We start from the raw sequence: 16,216 nt of genomic DNA, 5'->3' as shown, positions 1-16,216 counted from the left end.
GTATCGCCGTCTTTTTCCTTTCTGGTCGACACTCATGCCGCTACTTACCTCCGCCGATAAGGCCCTGTGGCGCCTTGCGCTACCCATGATTTTCTCCAACATTACCGTCCCGTTGCTCGGGCTGGTGGACACCGCCGTGATTGGTCATCTCGATAGCCCTGTTTATCTGGGCGGCGTGGCGATTGGCGCGACCGCGACCAGCTTCCTGTTTATGCTGCTGCTGTTTTTGCGCATGAGCACGACCGGTCTGACGGCACAGGCGTTTGGTGCGAAGGATCCGCAGGCGCTGGCTCGCGCGCTGGTGCAGCCGCTCATGCTGGCGCTGGGGGCCGGGCTGCTGATTATTCTGCTGAAAACGCCACTGATCAATCTGGCGCTCTCCATCGTTGGCGGCAGCGGCGAGGTGCCGGAGCAGGCGCGGCGTTTTCTGACCATCCGCTGGCTCAGCGCCCCCGCGGCGCTGGCTAACCTTGTGCTGCTGGGCTGGCTGCTGGGCGTACAGTACGCTCGTGCGCCGGTTGTTTTACTGGTGGTGGGCAATGTCCTGAATATCGTGCTCGACCTATGGCTGGTGATGGGGCTGCACATGAGCGTACAGGGGGCGGCGCTGGCGACGGCGCTTGCCGAATACGCCACGCTGCTGGTCGGGCTGGTGATGGTCCGCAAGGTGCTGGTGATGCGGGGCATCAGTTGGCTGATGCTGAAAAACGCCTGGCGCGGCAACATTCGCCGTCTGCTGGCGCTGAACCGCGACATTATGCTGCGTTCCCTGCTGTTACAGCTGTGCTTTGGTGCGGTGACCGTTTTCGGTGCGCGCCTCGGCGGCGACGTGGTGGCGGTAAACGCGGTGCTGATGACCATGCTGACGTTTACAGCCTATGCGCTGGACGGCTTTGCCTACGCGGTGGAGGCCCATTCCGGGCAGGCTTTCGGGGCGCGCGATGGCAGCAAGCTGCTGGAGGTCTGGCACGCCGCATGCCGTCAGGCGGGCGTGGTCGCGCTGGCGTTTGCGCTGGTGTACGCGCTGCTGGGGCAACAGATTGTCGCGCTGTTAACGTCGCTACCTGAACTGCAGCAGCTTGCCGATCGCTATGTGCTCTGGCAGGTTGTGCTGCCGGCGATCGGCGTGTGGTGCTATTTGCTGGACGGGATGTTTATCGGCGCAACGCGCGGCGCTGAAATGCGAAACAGTATGGCGGTGGCCGCCTTAGGCTTTGCGCTAACGCTGCTGGCGCTGCCGCTGCTCGGCAACCACGGGCTGTGGCTGGCGCTGGCTGTATTCCTCGCGCTGCGCGGGCTGTCGCTGGCGTATATCTGGCGTCGCCATTGGCGAAACAATAGCTGGTTTTCCTGAGAAATGGTTAAAGATTCCGAATAGTGAAATGAACCCAGAATGACTGACTACAATTAACCTCACGCTTAGCGAAAAAGAACGTGTCTCTTTCGCTATTCACTCACTGACGATCGAGGATTCGACGATGAATAAAGACGAAATCGGCGGTAACTGGAAACAGGTTAAAGGTAAAGTGAAAGAGCAATGGGGCAAACTCACCGACGATGATATGACGGTGATCGAAGGCAAACGCGACCAGCTGGTCGGTAAAATTCAGGAACGCTACGGATACGCGAAAGATCAGGCGGAAAAAGAGGTCGACAGCTGGGATAAACGCCACAATATCCGCTGGTAACGCGCTTCTCCTGCCCGGAGTACACGGATGTACTCCCCCCGCTAATCGCTCGGTTAGCGGGCCTTTTTCTTCAACTGAATGGTATGGTCGTGATGACAGTGCTCATGCGCGCGGCAGGCTTCAACCTCGACGCAGGCAGAGCATAGGCCATGGGCCTCAATGACGTTGTGGCGTAGGGCAAAGCCCATTTTCGCCGCCAGCGTATGCATGATATCTTCCACCCCTTCTGCACACTCTTCTTTCACCACGCCGCAGCGATCGCAGATAAACATCGCGGAGGTATGCGTCGGCTGATCGAACAGATGACAGAGCACGTAGCTGTTGGCGGATTCCACCTTGTGTACGAAGCCTTGCTCAAGCAGAAACTCCAGCGCGCGATAGACGGTTGGCGGTTTGGCCTGGGGTTCTTTCTCGCGCAGCAGGTCCAGCAGGTCATAGGCGCTAATCGCCCCTTCCTGCAGGCTCATCAGGCGCAACACTTCCAGACGTTGCGGAGTCAGGCGCACGCCGCGTTGCGCGCACAGCTTCTCAGCCTGCGCTAACAGTTCTTGCGTGGTGGTCTTATCCATTGGCGTCCTCGGGTTACGGGTGAAATAAACCCCTACTTTACCATGTTATGCCGGAAACACCGAGTTTCCACAGGTGTGCTATAGGTGTGTTATAGCAGGTGAACTTCACACTCAGGATGAAAAATGATGAAAAGACCCGACTGTATTCGCCATTGGCGCGATGTTGAAGGACCCGACGACTCCACTTACCCCGACAGCGACGAGCGTTTTGCCATCGGTGCGCCGCTGGCCCGTGCGCTGGGGCTCAGGCATATCGGCATTCACCACGAACGATTACCGCCCGGCCGCCGCACCTCGTATCCGCACGCCGAAAGCGACGAGGAAGAGTTTATCTACGTGCTGGAAGGCTATCCACAGGCGTGGATTAACGGCTATTTGTGGAAACTTGAACCGGGTGACAGCGTTGGTTTTCCGGCCGGAACCGGCGTATGCCATACCTTCATCAACAACACCAGCGAAGAGGTACGGCTGCTGGTGGTGGGTGAAGCCAACAAAAAGCATAACCGTATTTACTACCCGTTGAACGCTGCTTATGCCGTCACGCGCGAAGACCGCTGGGTGGATCACCCACCGCAATTTTTTGGCCCGCACGACGGAAAACCTGGGCGAAAGTAATCTTATCTTCTATAAAAGATTAGGGTGCTTATTAATAATAACCAGCTTGTAGAAAATTTCAGTTAAGGGAACAGAACGCTTTTTGTCCCGTTATTCACAGCAATAGTTCGCCCCCGTTCAGGTGATAACGAAGGGGGGATTGTTTCATAACAGACAATAAGACGAGCAAACTGTGAAAAAAAACGACAAATTTTCGCTGATGGGGATCGCTGTCTCTTTCATTATGGCAGGGCAGGCAGAGGCGGCAAACGGCTGGGTTGAGGCCCGAAGCGATGCGATGGGTGGCACGGGGGTGGCTTCGGCGCCGTACGCCAGCGGGGCGCTGATTAACCCCGCGCTGCTGGCCAGGTCGCAGCCTGACGACGCGGTGACGCTGGTTTTTCCGACGATCGGCGCGCAGATATCCGATAAGGACGATCTGCGCAGCGAAATCGACGATATCAGCGACGATGTGAATGGCTACCGTAAAGCGCTCAACGGTGTGAATCCGGTGCAGCTGTTTGTCCCCGGCAGCCCGGGTTATCGTCAGGTATCCGGTGCGGCGGGGGATCTGGCGGATCGGCTATCATCCCTGAAGGGCAAAACTGCCAGCGCGAAAGCGGGGGCAGGGATGGTGGTGGCAGTGCCGAACGATGTACTGGCGGTGGCGTTTGTGGCAAAGGCCAACGCGCGCGCGCGCCTCAGCTCGTATATCGACCAGGGTGACATCGACACGCTGTGCCGCGTGCAGGCGGTGCCGGCCAGCGTGCTGGCGGTCGACCCCAACAATCTGAAATCACAGGGATTTGGCCGCGCAGCGATCGTCTCTGACTACGGCGTGGCGATGGCCCGTCAGTTTAATCCTGGCGGCGTACCGATTTCACTGGGCATTACGCCGAAGCTCCAGCAAACCTGGCTCTATAACTACACCGTCTCTATCTACAACTTCAGCAGCGACGACATCAACAGCAGCCGCTATCGCAATGATGATACGGGCTTTAACGTCGATGCCGGGATGACTGCCGATTTTGGCGAGAGCTGGACGGTGGGGCTCAGCGGGCAAAACCTGTTCTCGCGCGATATTGATACCAAAGAAGTGGCCGGCGTGCGCGATACCTACCAGATACGTCCACTGGTGACCGCTGGGGTGGCCTGGCACACCGATCTCGTGACCTTAAGCGTCGATGGTGATTTGACGCAAACCAAGGGCTTTAAAAGTGAAGAGGCGTCGCAGTACGTAGGCGTTGGCGCAGAAGTGCGCCCGCTGGACTGGCTGGCGGTGCGCGCGGGTTATCGCGCTGATGTAAAAAATAACGACAGCAACGTCTTTACTGGCGGCGTCGGCTTTGCGCCCTTTAATCGGGTGCACGTCGATCTGATGGGACTGTACGGCGAAGAGCAAACCTGGGGGGCGGGGATGCAGCTTAGCGTCATGTTCTGACCACGGATCTTGTAGGCCGGATAAGGCGTTTACGTCGCCATCCGGCAATGTGCGCTGGACCGCCTGATGGCGCAGTGCTTATCAGGCTTACCCCAGCTGCCAGCGTGTTACCCACCGGGGATTCGCTACATCCGCGCTCAAGGTTTGTGCTATAGTAGCCGCCCATTTTTCCGGATGCTTAAATAATCACCATGTTGTCAGAATCCTCGACCGCTACTTTCCCCGCTCACCGTTTCTCCATCGCGCCGATGCTCGACTGGACCGACAGGCACTGCCGCTACTTCTTGCGCCTGCTGTCCCGGCACACGCTGCTGTATACCGAAATGGTGACGACCGGGGCAATTATTCACGGTAAGGGCGATTATCTGGCGTATAGCGAAGAAGAGCATCCGGTTGCCCTGCAGCTTGGCGGCAGCGACCCGGCGGCGCTGGCGCAGTGTGCCGCGCTTGCGCAGGAACGCGGCTATGACGAAATCAACCTTAACGTCGGTTGCCCGTCCGATCGCGTACAGAACGGTATGTTTGGCGCCTGCCTGATGGGCAACGCGCAGTTGGTGGCAGACTGCGTCAAGGCGATGCGCGACGTGGTGTCCATTCCGGTGACGGTGAAAACCCGTATTGGTATTGACGATCAGGACAGCTATGAATTCCTCTGCGATTTCATCGACACGGTTTCCGGCCGCGGCGAATGTGAGATGTTTATCATCCACGCCCGTAAAGCCTGGCTTTCAGGCCTGAGCCCGAAAGAGAACCGCGAAATTCCCCCGCTGGACTACCCGCGTGTGTATCAGCTCAAGCGCGATTTCCCGCATCTGACGATGTCCATCAACGGCGGCATTAAATCGCTGGAAGAGGCCAGGGCGCATCTGGAACATATGGACGGCGTGATGGTGGGCCGTGAAGCCTATCAAAACCCGGGTATTCTGGCGTCGGTCGATCGTGAAATCTTCGGCGCCACCGACGTCGATGCCGACCCGGTGGCGGTGGTGCGCGCGATGTATCCGTACATCGAGCGTGAGCTGAGCAACGGCACCTATCTTGGACATATCACTCGTCACATGCTGGGGCTGTTCCAGGGCATCCCCGGTGCGCGCCAATGGCGTCGCTATCTGAGCGAAAACGCGCACAAGGCCGGGGCCGATATTAACGTACTGGAGCATGCGCTGAAGCTGGTGGCCGATAAGCGCTAAATTTTTCGCTAAAATCTGGTCAAATTCACCACGCCCTGCGCATTGTCGCGGGGCGTTTTTGTTGATAATCAATAAGTTATTTTTGGCACGGTTTTTGTAATAGTGACATCAGAGAAACGTCTATTTTCCGGGGGCACGACCATGCTGGAACTGTTATTTGTGATTGGCTTTTTTGTGATGCTGCTGGTGACGGGGATTTCCCTGCTTGGCATTCTCGCCGCACTTGTTGTGGCGGCGGTACTGATGTTCGTCGGCGGACTGTTTGCGATGATGATCAAGCTGCTGCCGTGGTTAATTCTGGCGGTGGCAGCGGTGTGGATTATCCGGGCGATCAAGGGGCCGAAAAATCCACCGTACCGCAGCAATTACCGGAGGTATTGAGGGGTGTGTCACAACCTCGATATTTTTGCATAAATCTCCGTAGGATCCGCGTAATAAATCTGTCACTATTACCGCCGATAACGAATTCATCGTGCTGTACCCTACATACAGCCGAACTAAAAAAAGAAAGGGCTTCCTGCGGGAAGCCCTAGTCTTTTGTGCAGTGAAAACACTTAAGGAATCAGCAGGCTTGAGCCTTGCGTTACCCGGCTTTCCAGAATCTCATGCGCGCGACGCGCTTCCTTCAGCGGGTACTTCTGACTTTCCGCCACGTCTACCTTGATAATGCCGCTGGCGATCAGTGAGAACAGTTCGTGGCTGGCCTCTTTCAGCTCGTCGTAGGTGGTGATATAGCCGTAGAGGGAAGGACGGGTCACGAACAGCGAGCCTTTCTGATTGAGGATCCCCAGATTCACGCCGGTCACCGGGCCGGATGAATTGCCGAAGCTGACCATCAGACCGCGACGCTGCAGGCAGTCGAGCGAGGCCTCCCAGGTATCTTTCCCCACCGAGTCGTACACCACCGGCAGCTTTTTACCGCCGGTTATTTCTTTGACGCGTTCGGCAATGTTCTCTTCACGGTAGTTAATCACCTGCCAGGCACCTGCCTGCAGCGCGCGCTTCGCTTTCTCTGCGCTGCCGACGGTACCAATCAGCTTCGCCCCCAGCGCTTTCGCCCACTGGCAGGCAATCAGCCCCACGCCGCCCGCCGCAGCGTGGAACAGGAACGGTTCGCCGGGCTTAATTTCATAGGTTTTACGCAGCAGATAGTAGACGGTTAACCCTTTGAGGAAGGAAGCTGCAGCCTGTTCATAGGAGATGGCTGCCGGAAGCAGAGCCACTTTATCCGCCGCGACGTTGTGCACCGAGCTGTAAGCGCCAAGGCCCGACTGCGCGTAGACCACGCGATCGCCTATCTTGATATGCTTAACGTTGCTGCCCACCTGGCTGACTACGCCAGCGGCTTCGGTACCCAGGCCACTCGGCAGCGATGGCGGCGGATAGAGCCCGCTGCGAATATAGGTATCAATGTAGTTGATGCCGATAGCTTTGTTTTCTACCTGCACTTCGTTCTCGGCAGGGGCGTTAGGGGTGAATTCAACGGCGTTGAGCACGTCCGGGCCGCCATGTTTGCTAAATTCAATACGGGTTGCCATGCTTCCTCCTGAACAATTATGTGGTAATCTTTCGACCCACTCTTTATCTCGGTAATACCATTCACTATGGCAGCAAATAAACCCTTCAACAAACCTCAAGCCGAAGCTCGCGACCGCGATCCGCAGGTGGCAGGGCTGAAAGTACCGCCGCACTCGATTGAAGCGGAACAGTCGGTGTTGGGCGGTTTGATGCTGGATAACGAGCGCTGGGACGACGTCGCTGAACGCGTGGTTGCGGAGGATTTCTACACCCGTCCGCACCGCCATATCTTTACGGAGATGGGGCGTTTACAGGAAGGCGGCAGCCCGATAGACCTGATTACGCTCGCGGAATCGCTGGAGCGACAGGGGCAACTGGACAGCGTCGGCGGCTTCGCCTATCTGGCGGAATTGTCAAAAAATACGCCAAGTGCGGCAAACATCAGCGCTTATGCCGACATTGTTCGCGAACGTGCAGTCGTTCGCGAAATGATCTCGGTGGCCAATGAAATTGCCGAAGCCGGTTTCGACCCGCAGGGGCGCACCAGCGAGGACCTGCTGGATCTCGCTGAATCCCGGGTGTTTAAAATCGCCGAGAGCCGCGCCAATAAAGACGAAGGCCCGAAAAACATTACCGATGTGCTCGACGCTACCGTCGCGCGTATCGAACAGCTATTCCAGCAGCCGCACGACGGCGTTACCGGGGTGAACACCGGCTACGACGATCTCAACAAGAAAACCGCTGGTTTACAGCCGTCGGATCTGATTATCGTCGCTGCTCGTCCCTCGATGGGTAAAACGACATTTGCAATGAACCTCGTCGAAAATGCGGCGATGTTGCAGGATAAACCGGTCCTTATCTTCTCTCTTGAGATGCCATCGGAACAGATTATGATGCGTTCTCTGGCCTCGCTGTCGCGGGTGGACCAGACCAAAATCCGTACCGGCCAGCTCGATGATGAAGACTGGGCGCGCATCTCTGGCACCATGGGGATACTGCTGGAAAAACGCAATATTTACATTGACGACTCTTCCGGCCTGACGCCGACGGAAGTGCGCTCCCGCGCGCGCCGTATCGCTCGTGAGCACGGCGGCATCGGGCTTATCATGATCGACTACCTCCAGCTGATGCGCGTGCCGTCGCTCTCTGACAACCGTACGCTGGAAATCGCCGAAATATCACGTTCACTCAAAGCGTTAGCGAAAGAATTACATGTGCCGGTGGTGGCGCTGTCGCAGCTTAACCGCTCTCTGGAACAGCGCGCGGACAAGCGCCCGGTCAACTCCGACCTGCGTGAATCCGGCTCCATCGAGCAGGATGCTGACTTAATCATGTTTATCTATCGTGATGAGGTTTATCACGAAAACAGTGACTTAAAAGGCATCGCTGAGATTATCATCGGTAAACAGCGTAACGGCCCGATCGGCACGGTGCGCCTGACGTTTAACGGCCAGTGGTCGCGCTTCGATAACTACGCTGGCCCGCAGTACGACGACGAATAACAACGCTGAATCTGGTGACTCAAGCAAATACTTATCAAGGAATAAAAATGCAAGCGGCTACTGTAGTCATTAACCGCCGCGCTCTGCGACACAACCTGCAACGTCTGCGCGAACTGGCGCCTGCCAGCAAGCTGGTTGCGGTGGTGAAAGCGAACGCTTACGGACACGGCCTCCTCGAGACCGCGCGAACGCTCCCCGACGCCGATGCTTTTGGCGTTGCCCGCCTGGAAGAGGCGCTGCGCCTGCGTGAGGGCGGCATCACCCAGCCGATTCTGCTGCTGGAAGGCTTCTTTAACGCGACCGACCTGCCGACGATTGCCGCACAGCATCTGCATACCGCCGTGCATAACATGGAACAGCTTGAGGCGCTGGAAAGCGCCGAACTGAGCGAACCGGTCGCCGTCTGGATGAAGCTCGACACCGGCATGCACCGTCTGGGCGTACGCCCGGAAGACGCCGAGGCCTTCTACCAGCGCCTGAGCGCCTGCAAAAACGTGCGCCAGCCGGTGAACGTCGTCAGCCACTTTGCTCGTGCCGACGAACCGGAATGCGGCGCGACCGAAAAGCAGCTCGCGATTTTCACCGCCTTTACCGACGGCAAGCCCGGCCTGCGTTCCATCGCGGCCTCCGGCGGCATTTTGCTGTGGCCGCAATCGCACTTTGACTGGGCGCGCCCGGGCATCATCCTCTACGGCGTGTCGCCGCTGGAGCAAAAGCCCTGGGGGCCGGATTTCGGTATGCAGCCAGTCATGTCGCTGACCTCAAGCCTGATTGCGGTACGCGAGCATAAAGCGGGCGAACCTGTCGGCTACGGCGGTACCTGGATCAGCGAACGCGATACCCGTCTTGGCGTGGTGGCGATGGGCTACGGCGATGGTTACCCGCGCGCTGCGCCGTCCGGTACGCCGGTGCTGGTCAACGGCCGCGAAGTGCCGCTGGTTGGCCGCGTCGCCATGGATATGATTTGCGTCGATTTAGGTCCGCAAGCGCGGGACAAAGCCGGCGATCCGGTGACGCTGTGGGGCGAGGGCCTGCCGGTTGAACGCATTGCCGAAATCACGAAAGTGAGTGCTTACGAACTTATTACGCGCCTGACGTCTCGGGTGGCGATGAAGTATATCGATTAGTGCTGTAGGGTGCCGGATGGCGCTTGCGCTTATCCGGCCTACATCGCGCATGGCTCGTGGGCCGGGTGGTGGCTGAGTTTATTTGGCCTCCATCGCGCAGAGGTCGTAGGCCGGATAAGGCGTTTACGCCGCCATCCGGCAATCTTTTCATCAACCGCAACAACCGCTCGACCTTCCTTCCTATCCGGTTTATTGTGTTATTTCCTGCCTTCTGTAAACCTGGAGAACCATCGCGTGTTTCAAAAAGTTGACGCCTATGCGGGCGACCCTATCCTTTCTTTAATGGAACGTTTTAAAGAGGATCCGCGCAGCGACAAAGTTAACCTCAGCATCGGCTTGTATTACAACGAAGATGGCATCATTCCGCAGCTACAGGCGGTAGCGGATGCCGAAGCGCACCTTAACGCGCAGCCGCACGGCGCTTCGCTGTACCTGCCGATGGAAGGGCTGAACAGCTATCGTCACACCGTGGCACCGCTGCTGTTTGGCGCGGAGCACCCGGTTCTTCAGCAACAGCGCGTGGCCACCATTCAAACCCTCGGCGGCTCCGGCGCGCTGAAGATTGGCGCAGACTTCCTCAAACGCTATTTCCCGGACTCCGGCGTCTGGGTCAGCGATCCGACGTGGGAAAACCACATCGCTATTTTTGAGGGGGCAGGCTTCACCGTTGGCACCTATCCGTGGTTCGACAACGAGACCAACGGCGTACGCTACGATGCGCTGCTGGAGGCGCTGAATGCGCTGCCGCCGCGCAGCATCGTGCTGCTGCATCCGTGCTGCCATAACCCAACCGGCGCGGATCTCACCCCTGCGCAATGGGACGGCGTGGTTGACGTGCTGAAGGCGCGCGACCTGATTCCGTTCCTTGATATTGCCTACCAGGGCTTTGGTGCGGGGATGGACGACGACGCGTATGCTATTCGCGCAATTGCCGATGCGGGCCTGCCGGCGCTGGTCAGCAACTCGTTCTCAAAAATCTTCTCCCTTTACGGCGAGCGCGTTGGCGGCCTCTCGGTTATCTGCGACGACAGCGAAACGGCGCTGCGCGTGCTGGGCCAGCTAAAAGCTACCGTCCGCCGCAACTACTCCAGCCCGCCAAACTTTGGTGCGCAGGTGGTTGCCGCGGTGCTCGGCGACGAGCAATTGAAGGCAAACTGGTTGGCGGAAGTCGAAAGCATGCGTACGCGCATTCTCGACATGCGCCAGGCGTTGGTGAACGTGCTGAAACAAGAGATGCCGAACGGTAATTTCGATTACCTGCTTAAGCAGCGTGGGATGTTCAGCTATACCGGGCTGAGCGCCGCTCAGGTCGATCGTCTGCGCGATGAGTTCGGTATTTACCTGATCGCCAGCGGGCGTATGTGCGTGGCGGGACTGAACAGCCGCAACGTCCAGCGCGTGGCAAAAGCCTTTGCTGCTGTGATGTAAGCAAGTGCTCACTCTGGTTCGGAACGTTATGCTGAGCCAGAGTGATTCTTAAGAAGCAAAATGTGATCACCCTATTTATTTCAGGATTAATCTTAGAAATTCCTTTCTTTCACCCCCCTCAGACGGTAAGGTCCCAGAGGCTTTATTTGAAGTAGCACTCACTTTATTACAATAACGACTCGACGAATTAAGGGAAAACATGCGCAAGATCACGCAAGCTCTCAGTGCCGTCTGCTTGTTATTTGCACTGAATTCAACGGTGACGGCTCACGCTTCGTCACCTTCTCCGCTTTACCCCGGTACCGATGTGGCGAAACTGGCTGAACAGGCGCCAATCCACTGGGTATCCGTGGCGCAGATTGAAAACAGTCTGCTGAGCCATCCGCCGATGGCCGTCGGCTTTGATATCGACGATACCGTGCTGTTCTCCAGCCCCGGCTTCTGGCGCGGGCAGAAAACGTATTCTCCGGACAGCCAGGACTACTTAAAGAATGCCGAGTTCTGGGAAAAAATGAATAACGGCTGGGATGCGTTCAGCATTCCAAAAGAGGTCGCCCGTTCGCTGATTGCCATGCACATCAAGCGCGGCGACAGCATCTATTTCATTACCGGGCGCAGCCAGACCAAAACCGAGACGGTGTCGAAGACCCTGCAGGATGATTTCCTGATCCCCGGGGCGAACATGAACCCGGTTATTTTTGCCGGCGACCATCCCGGTCAGAACACGAAGACCCAGTGGCTGAAAGAGAAAAATATCAGGGTGTTCTACGGTGATTCCGATAACGATATCACCGCCGCGCGTGAAGTGGGAGCCCGCGGTATCCGCGTCCTGCGCGCCTCTAACTCAACCTATCGCCCACTGCCGCAGGCGGGTGCGTTTAACGAAGAAGTGATCGTTAACTCCGAGTACTAGCGCTTATCCGGCCCACAATGTGTTCCGAACACCCCATCAATAAATGATGCTTTTTTAGTCAAAATCAGGCGCGGAAAGGTTTATCCTTTCGGCGTCTTGTTGCACACTTAGATGATGTTTTTTTGCTCAGAACAGTTGGCGAGACTAAGGGGTATAACAATGACCAGTTCGGAACTGCTGCAGTATTGCATGGCGAAACGTGGCGCAGAACAAAGCGTACACAGCGATTGGAAGGCGACACAGATTAAAGTGGCCGACGTACTTTTTGCGATGGTAAAGGATGTAGAAGACCGCCCGGCGGTGTCGTTGAAAACCAGCCCTGAGCTGGCAGAACTGCTGCGCGAACAGCATAAAGACGTGCGCCCAAGTCGCCATCTGAATAAAGCGCACTGGAGCACCGTGTACCTCGACGGTACGCTGCCGAACTCGCAGATTTACTATCTGGTGGACGCCTCCTACCAGCTGGCGGTGGATCTGCTGCCGGAAGCGCTCCGACAGCAGATGTACTCCTAGCTATTTCAACAGCGGTTTCAGGAAACGAGCGGTATGCGACGCTTCACAGTTCGCCACCGTCTCCGGCGTGCCTGACACGAGAATTTCCCCGCCGCCGCTGCCGCCTTCCGGGCCAAGGTCGACAATCCAGTCCGCCGTTTTGATGACGTCCAGGTTGTGCTCAATCACCACGATGGTGTTGCCCTGGTCGCGCAGCTGATGCAGCACTTCCAGCAGCTGCTGGATATCGGCAAAGTGCAGGCCGGTGGTCGGTTCGTCCAGAATATAGAGCGTTTGGCCGGTGCCGCGTTTTGACAGCTCGCGCGCCAGCTTCACGCGCTGGGCTTCACCACCGGAAAGCGTCGTCGCCGACTGGCCAAGACGAATGTAGGTCAGGCCGACGTCCATCAGCGTTTGCAGCTTACGCGCCAGCGCCGGTACGGCATCAAAGAACTCACGCGCCTCTTCGATGGTCATATCCAGCACTTCGTGGATGGTCTTGCCTTTGTACTTAATCTCCAGCGTTTCACGGTTATAGCGTTTACCTTTGCACTGGTCGCACGGCACGTAGATATCCGGCAGGAAGTGCATTTCAACTTTGATAACGCCATCGCCCTGACAGGCTTCGCAGCGCCCGCCGCGAACGTTAAAGCTGAAACGGCCCGGCGTATAGCCGCGTGAACGCGATTCCGGCACGCCCGCAAACAGCTCACGCACTGGCGTAAAGACGCCGGTGTAGGTAGCCGGGTTTGAACGAGGAGTACGACCGATCGGGCTTTGGTCGATATCGATAACCTTATCGAAGTGCTCCAGCCCCTGCACGTCGCGATATGGCGCGGGCTCAGCGATGGTGGCTCCGTTCAGCTGGGTTTGCGCGATCGGGAACAGAGTATCGTTAATCAGCGTTGATTTCCCTGAACCGGACACGCCGGTAATGCAGGTAAACAGGCCTACCGGCAGCGTCAGCGTCACGTCCTTCAGGTTGTTACCCGATGCGCCGGTCAGCTTCAGCACTTTTTCCGGATCGGCCGGCACACGTTGTTTTGGCACTTCAATTTTGCGTTTTCCGCTCATGAACTGGCCGGTTAACGACTCCGGTACCGCCATAATGTCGTCCAGCGTGCCTTCCGCTACCACCTGGCCGCCGTGTACGCCAGCGCCAGGACCAATATCGATCACGTGGTCGGCGGCGCGAATCGCGTCTTCGTCGTGTTCGACGACGATAACCGTGTTGCCGAGGTTACGCAGGTGAATCAAGGTGCCGAGCAGGCGTTCGTTATCGCGCTGGTGCAGGCCGATAGACGGCTCATCCAGCACGTACATCACGCCAACCAGCCCGGCGCCGATCTGGCTTGCCAGGCGGATACGCTGCGCTTCGCCGCCGGAGAGGGTTTCCGCCGAGCGGGAGAGCGTCAGGTAGTTCAGGCCGACGTTAACGAGGAACTTCAGACGATCGCCAATCTCTTTCAGCACTTTTTCAGCGATTTTTGCCCGCTGGCCGGAAAGCTTCAGGTTATTGAAGAAGTCCATCGCGTGACCGATGCTCATGTCTGAGATAGTCGGTAGCGGGGTATTTTCAACGTACACGTGGCGCGCTTCGCGGCGCAGACGGGTACCGTTGCAGCTGGCGCATGGACGGTTGCTGATGAATTTCGCCAGCTCCTCGCGCACCGCGCTGGACTCCGTCTCTTTATAGCGACGCTCCATGTTGTGCAGCACGCCTTCGAACGGATGACGGCGCACGGAGGTATCACCGCGATCGTTGATGTACTTGAATTCAATCGACTCTTTGCCAGACCCGTACAGAATGGCTTTCTGCGCGGCCGCGTCCAGGCTTTCCCACGGCGCTTCTACGTCGAACTGATAGTGGTCCGCCAGCGACTTAAGCATCTGGAAGTAATAGAAGTTACGGCGATCCCAGCCGCGGATTGCGCCGCCGGCCAGCGATAGCTCGGGATTCTGAATCACGCGGTCCGGATCGAAATACTGCTGTACGCCCAGCCCGTCACAGGTCGGGCAGGCGCCCGCCGGGTTGTTGAACGAGAACAGGCGCGGCTCAAGCTCGCGCATGCTGTAGCCGCAAATCGGGCAGGCGAAGTTGGCGGAGAACAGCAGCTCTTCCGCTTTCGGATTGTCCATATCGGCGACCACGGCCGTGCCGCCGGAAAGCTCCAGCGCGGTCTCAAATGACTCTGCCAGGCGCTGGGCCAGATCGTCACGGACCTTAAAGCGGTCGATGACCACTTCAATGGTGTGTTTCTTTTGCAGCTCAAGCTTCGGTGGATCGGACAGGTCGCAGACCTCGCCGTCAATACGCGCGCGGATGTAGCCCTGGCTTGCCAGGTTTTCCAGCGTTTTGGTGTGCTCGCCCTTACGCTCTTTGATGATCGGCGCCAGCAGCATCAGGCGTTTGCCTTCCGGCTGCGACAGCACGTTATCGACCATCTGGCTAACGGTTTGCGCCGCCAGCGGCACGTCGTGATCCGGACAACGCGGCTCGCCGACGCGTGCGTACAGCAAACGAAGGTAGTCGTGAATTTCGGTGATAGTACCTACCGTTGAACGCGGGTTGTGCGAGGTCGATTTCTGCTCGATAGAAATCGCCGGCGACAGGCCTTCAATATGATCGACGTCCGGCTTTTCCATCAACGACAGGAACTGACGCGCGTAGGCAGAAAGCGATTCTACGTAGCGACGCTGTCCCTCGGCGTAGAGGGTGTCGAATGCCAGTGAGGATTTGCCAGAACCCGAAAGCCCGGTCACGACAATCAGTTTGTCGCGAGGGATGACGAGGTTGATGTTTTTGAGATTATGGGTGCGGGCGCCCCGAACTTCGATCTTATCCATTCACCTTTCCCGGTAGAAGATACACGGATTGCCTGGTTTGTTTGAAGGACAAACGGCAGAAACGGCTAATTATGACACAATTTAACCTGAATGAATATACAGTATTGGGTGCCTGCTTCCAGCGTGCAATGCAAAAATGTCGTCACCCAGTTTGTTTGTCTGAATAGACCTCACATGCTATCAAAGCGCCACTTTGTAATGCTACAATCCCCCGTTTACACTTATTAAGTAACTAGACTCGTATCAGGAGAGACAATCATGGCCAGCAGAGGCGTCAACAAGGTGATTCTCGTCGGTAATCTGGGCCAGGACCCGGAAGTACGCTATATGCCGAATGGTGGCGCAGTCGCCAACATTACGCTGGCTACTTCCGAATCCTGGCGTGATAAAGCGACCGGGGAAATGAAAGAGCAGACCGAATGGCACCGTGTAGTGCTGTTTGGCAAGCTGGCGGAAGTGGCAGGTGAATACCTGCGTAAGGGCTCTCAGGTTTATATCGAAGGCCAGCTGCGTACCCGTAAATGGACCGATCAGTCCGGCGTTGAAAAATACACCACCGAAGTCGTGGTCAACGTGGGTGGCACCATGCAGATGCTCGGCGGCCGTCAGGGCGGCGGTGCACCGGCAGGCGGCAACATGGGCGGCGGCCAGCAGCAGGGCGGTTGGGGTCAACCTCAGCAGCCACAGGGCGGCAACCAGTTCAGCGGCGGCGCGCAGTCTCGCCCGCAGCAGCAGTCTGCTCCGGCACCGTCTAACGAACCGCCGATGGATTTCGATGACGATATCCCGTTCTGAAGATGACCTTAGAGTTATCTGTAAAGAATGTAAACATAGACCCCTGTTAATTCAGGGGTTTTTCGTTTCTAGCGCCAAGAAAAGTGTCTTGTATAAATTGGTGATTTTTCAC

General features: G+C 57.2%; 15 protein-coding genes. 12 read left to right on the top strand and 3 right to left on the bottom strand.

The window, feature by feature from the left end:
• Positions 1–34: 34 nt before the first annotated feature.
• Positions 35–1,354 carry an MATE family efflux transporter DinF gene (gene dinF / locus H7R58_RS22090; RefSeq protein ID WP_182934531.1) on the top strand — a complete coding sequence of 440 codons (1,320 nt, stop codon included), beginning with the start codon at positions 35–37 and terminating at the stop codon, positions 1,352–1,354.
• A 124-nt stretch (positions 1,355–1,478) separates the two neighbouring features.
• Positions 1,479–1,688: a CsbD family protein gene (locus tag H7R58_RS22085; protein ID WP_106928582.1), complete on the top strand. Its 210-nt coding sequence runs from the start codon at positions 1,479–1,481 to the stop codon at positions 1,686–1,688.
• A gap of 53 nt (positions 1,689–1,741) precedes the next feature.
• Here H7R58_RS22085 and zur read toward each other — a convergent pair whose 3' ends face one another.
• Positions 1,742–2,257, bottom strand: coding sequence for a zinc uptake transcriptional repressor Zur (gene zur, locus H7R58_RS22080; protein WP_106928580.1), 516 nt, complete (start codon positions 2,255–2,257; stop codon positions 1,742–1,744).
• Between the two features lie 126 nt (positions 2,258–2,383).
• On the opposite strand from zur, the gene H7R58_RS22075 reads away from it, so the two are divergent.
• The 4 genes from H7R58_RS22075 (at position 2,384) to pspG (ending at position 5,863) form a co-directional block, all read left to right on the top strand.
• On the top strand, positions 2,384–2,872 hold the full coding sequence (locus H7R58_RS22075) for a cupin domain-containing protein (protein WP_106928657.1): 489 nt from the start codon (positions 2,384–2,386) through the stop codon (positions 2,870–2,872).
• 172 nt (positions 2,873–3,044) lie between these two features.
• Complete coding sequence (locus tag H7R58_RS22070; protein ID WP_182934530.1) at positions 3,045–4,292, top strand: conjugal transfer protein TraF; 1,248 nt, start codon at positions 3,045–3,047, stop codon at positions 4,290–4,292.
• Positions 4,293–4,483: 191 nt separating this feature from the next.
• Positions 4,484–5,482: a tRNA dihydrouridine(20/20a) synthase DusA gene (gene dusA, locus H7R58_RS22065; protein WP_182929641.1), complete on the top strand. Its 999-nt coding sequence runs from the start codon at positions 4,484–4,486 to the stop codon at positions 5,480–5,482.
• 141 nt (positions 5,483–5,623) lie between these two features.
• Entirely contained in the window at positions 5,624–5,863 is a 240-nt protein-coding gene (pspG, locus tag H7R58_RS22060; RefSeq protein ID WP_182929640.1) for an envelope stress response protein PspG, read from the top strand.
• A gap of 173 nt (positions 5,864–6,036) precedes the next feature.
• Here pspG and H7R58_RS22055 read toward each other — a convergent pair whose 3' ends face one another.
• Entirely contained in the window at positions 6,037–7,020 is a 984-nt protein-coding gene (locus H7R58_RS22055; RefSeq protein ID WP_182929639.1) for a quinone oxidoreductase, read from the bottom strand.
• A 66-nt stretch (positions 7,021–7,086) separates the two neighbouring features.
• Here H7R58_RS22055 and dnaB point away from each other — a divergent pair, with 66 nt between their 5' ends.
• The 5 genes from dnaB (at position 7,087) to H7R58_RS22030 (ending at position 12,483) form a co-directional block, all read left to right on the top strand.
• A complete protein-coding gene (gene dnaB / locus H7R58_RS22050; RefSeq protein WP_182929638.1) occupies positions 7,087–8,502 on the top strand; it encodes a replicative DNA helicase in 1,416 nt (471 codons plus the stop codon).
• Between the two features lie 47 nt (positions 8,503–8,549).
• Complete coding sequence (alr, locus tag H7R58_RS22045) at positions 8,550–9,629, top strand: alanine racemase (RefSeq protein WP_182929637.1); 1,080 nt, start codon at positions 8,550–8,552, stop codon at positions 9,627–9,629.
• A gap of 234 nt (positions 9,630–9,863) precedes the next feature.
• Entirely contained in the window at positions 9,864–11,057 is a 1,194-nt protein-coding gene (tyrB, locus tag H7R58_RS22040) for an aromatic amino acid transaminase (protein WP_106928566.1), read from the top strand.
• Between the two features lie 199 nt (positions 11,058–11,256).
• Entirely contained in the window at positions 11,257–11,970 is a 714-nt protein-coding gene (gene aphA, locus H7R58_RS22035) for an acid phosphatase AphA (protein WP_182928430.1), read from the top strand.
• A 159-nt stretch (positions 11,971–12,129) separates the two neighbouring features.
• Positions 12,130–12,483, top strand: coding sequence for an MmcQ/YjbR family DNA-binding protein (locus tag H7R58_RS22030; RefSeq protein WP_106928562.1), 354 nt, complete (start codon positions 12,130–12,132; stop codon positions 12,481–12,483).
• On the opposite strand, the gene uvrA is transcribed toward H7R58_RS22030, so the two are convergent.
• The gene (uvrA, locus tag H7R58_RS22025; protein WP_182929636.1) at positions 12,484–15,309 is read right to left on the bottom strand and encodes an excinuclease ABC subunit UvrA; all 2,826 of its coding nucleotides are present in this window, start codon (positions 15,307–15,309) and stop codon (positions 12,484–12,486) included.
• A gap of 258 nt (positions 15,310–15,567) precedes the next feature.
• Between uvrA and ssb1 the strand changes: the two genes are divergently transcribed.
• The gene (gene ssb1 / locus H7R58_RS22020; RefSeq protein ID WP_064546676.1) at positions 15,568–16,104 is read left to right on the top strand and encodes a single-stranded DNA-binding protein SSB1; all 537 of its coding nucleotides are present in this window, start codon (positions 15,568–15,570) and stop codon (positions 16,102–16,104) included.
• Positions 16,105–16,216 lie beyond the last annotated feature (112 nt).

This window comes from Klebsiella sp. WP4-W18-ESBL-05, from assembly GCF_014169075.1.
GTDB classification, from domain to species: Bacteria; Pseudomonadota; Gammaproteobacteria; order Enterobacterales; family Enterobacteriaceae; genus Kluyvera; species Kluyvera ascorbata_B.
Note: the sequence above shows the minus strand (reverse complement) of the source record. Positions and strands in the feature narration are given on the sequence as shown.

Bases quoted from the DNA above. Each gene is read 5' to 3' on its own strand.
- H7R58_RS22030 (WP_106928562.1), top strand. From the start codon at position 12,130: ATGACCAGTTCGGAACTGCTGCAGTATTGCATGGCGAAACGTGGCGCA.
- zur (WP_106928580.1), bottom strand. From the start codon at position 2,257: ATGGATAAGACCACCACGCAAGAACTGTTAGCGCAGGCTGAGAAGCTG.
- H7R58_RS22085 (WP_106928582.1), top strand. From the start codon at position 1,479: ATGAATAAAGACGAAATCGGCGGTAACTGGAAACAGGTTAAAGGTAAA.
- uvrA (WP_182929636.1), bottom strand. From the start codon at position 15,309: ATGGATAAGATCGAAGTTCGGGGCGCCCGCACCCATAATCTCAAAAAC.
- alr (WP_182929637.1), top strand. From the start codon at position 8,550: ATGCAAGCGGCTACTGTAGTCATTAACCGCCGCGCTCTGCGACACAAC.
- dinF (WP_182934531.1), top strand. From the start codon at position 35: ATGCCGCTACTTACCTCCGCCGATAAGGCCCTGTGGCGCCTTGCGCTA.
- dusA (WP_182929641.1), top strand. From the start codon at position 4,484: ATGTTGTCAGAATCCTCGACCGCTACTTTCCCCGCTCACCGTTTCTCC.
- dnaB (WP_182929638.1), top strand. From the start codon at position 7,087: ATGGCAGCAAATAAACCCTTCAACAAACCTCAAGCCGAAGCTCGCGAC.
- pspG (WP_182929640.1), top strand. From the start codon at position 5,624: ATGCTGGAACTGTTATTTGTGATTGGCTTTTTTGTGATGCTGCTGGTG.
- H7R58_RS22075 (WP_106928657.1), top strand. From the start codon at position 2,384: ATGAAAAGACCCGACTGTATTCGCCATTGGCGCGATGTTGAAGGACCC.
- aphA (WP_182928430.1), top strand. From the start codon at position 11,257: ATGCGCAAGATCACGCAAGCTCTCAGTGCCGTCTGCTTGTTATTTGCA.
- H7R58_RS22055 (WP_182929639.1), bottom strand. From the start codon at position 7,020: ATGGCAACCCGTATTGAATTTAGCAAACATGGCGGCCCGGACGTGCTC.
- ssb1 (WP_064546676.1), top strand. From the start codon at position 15,568: ATGGCCAGCAGAGGCGTCAACAAGGTGATTCTCGTCGGTAATCTGGGC.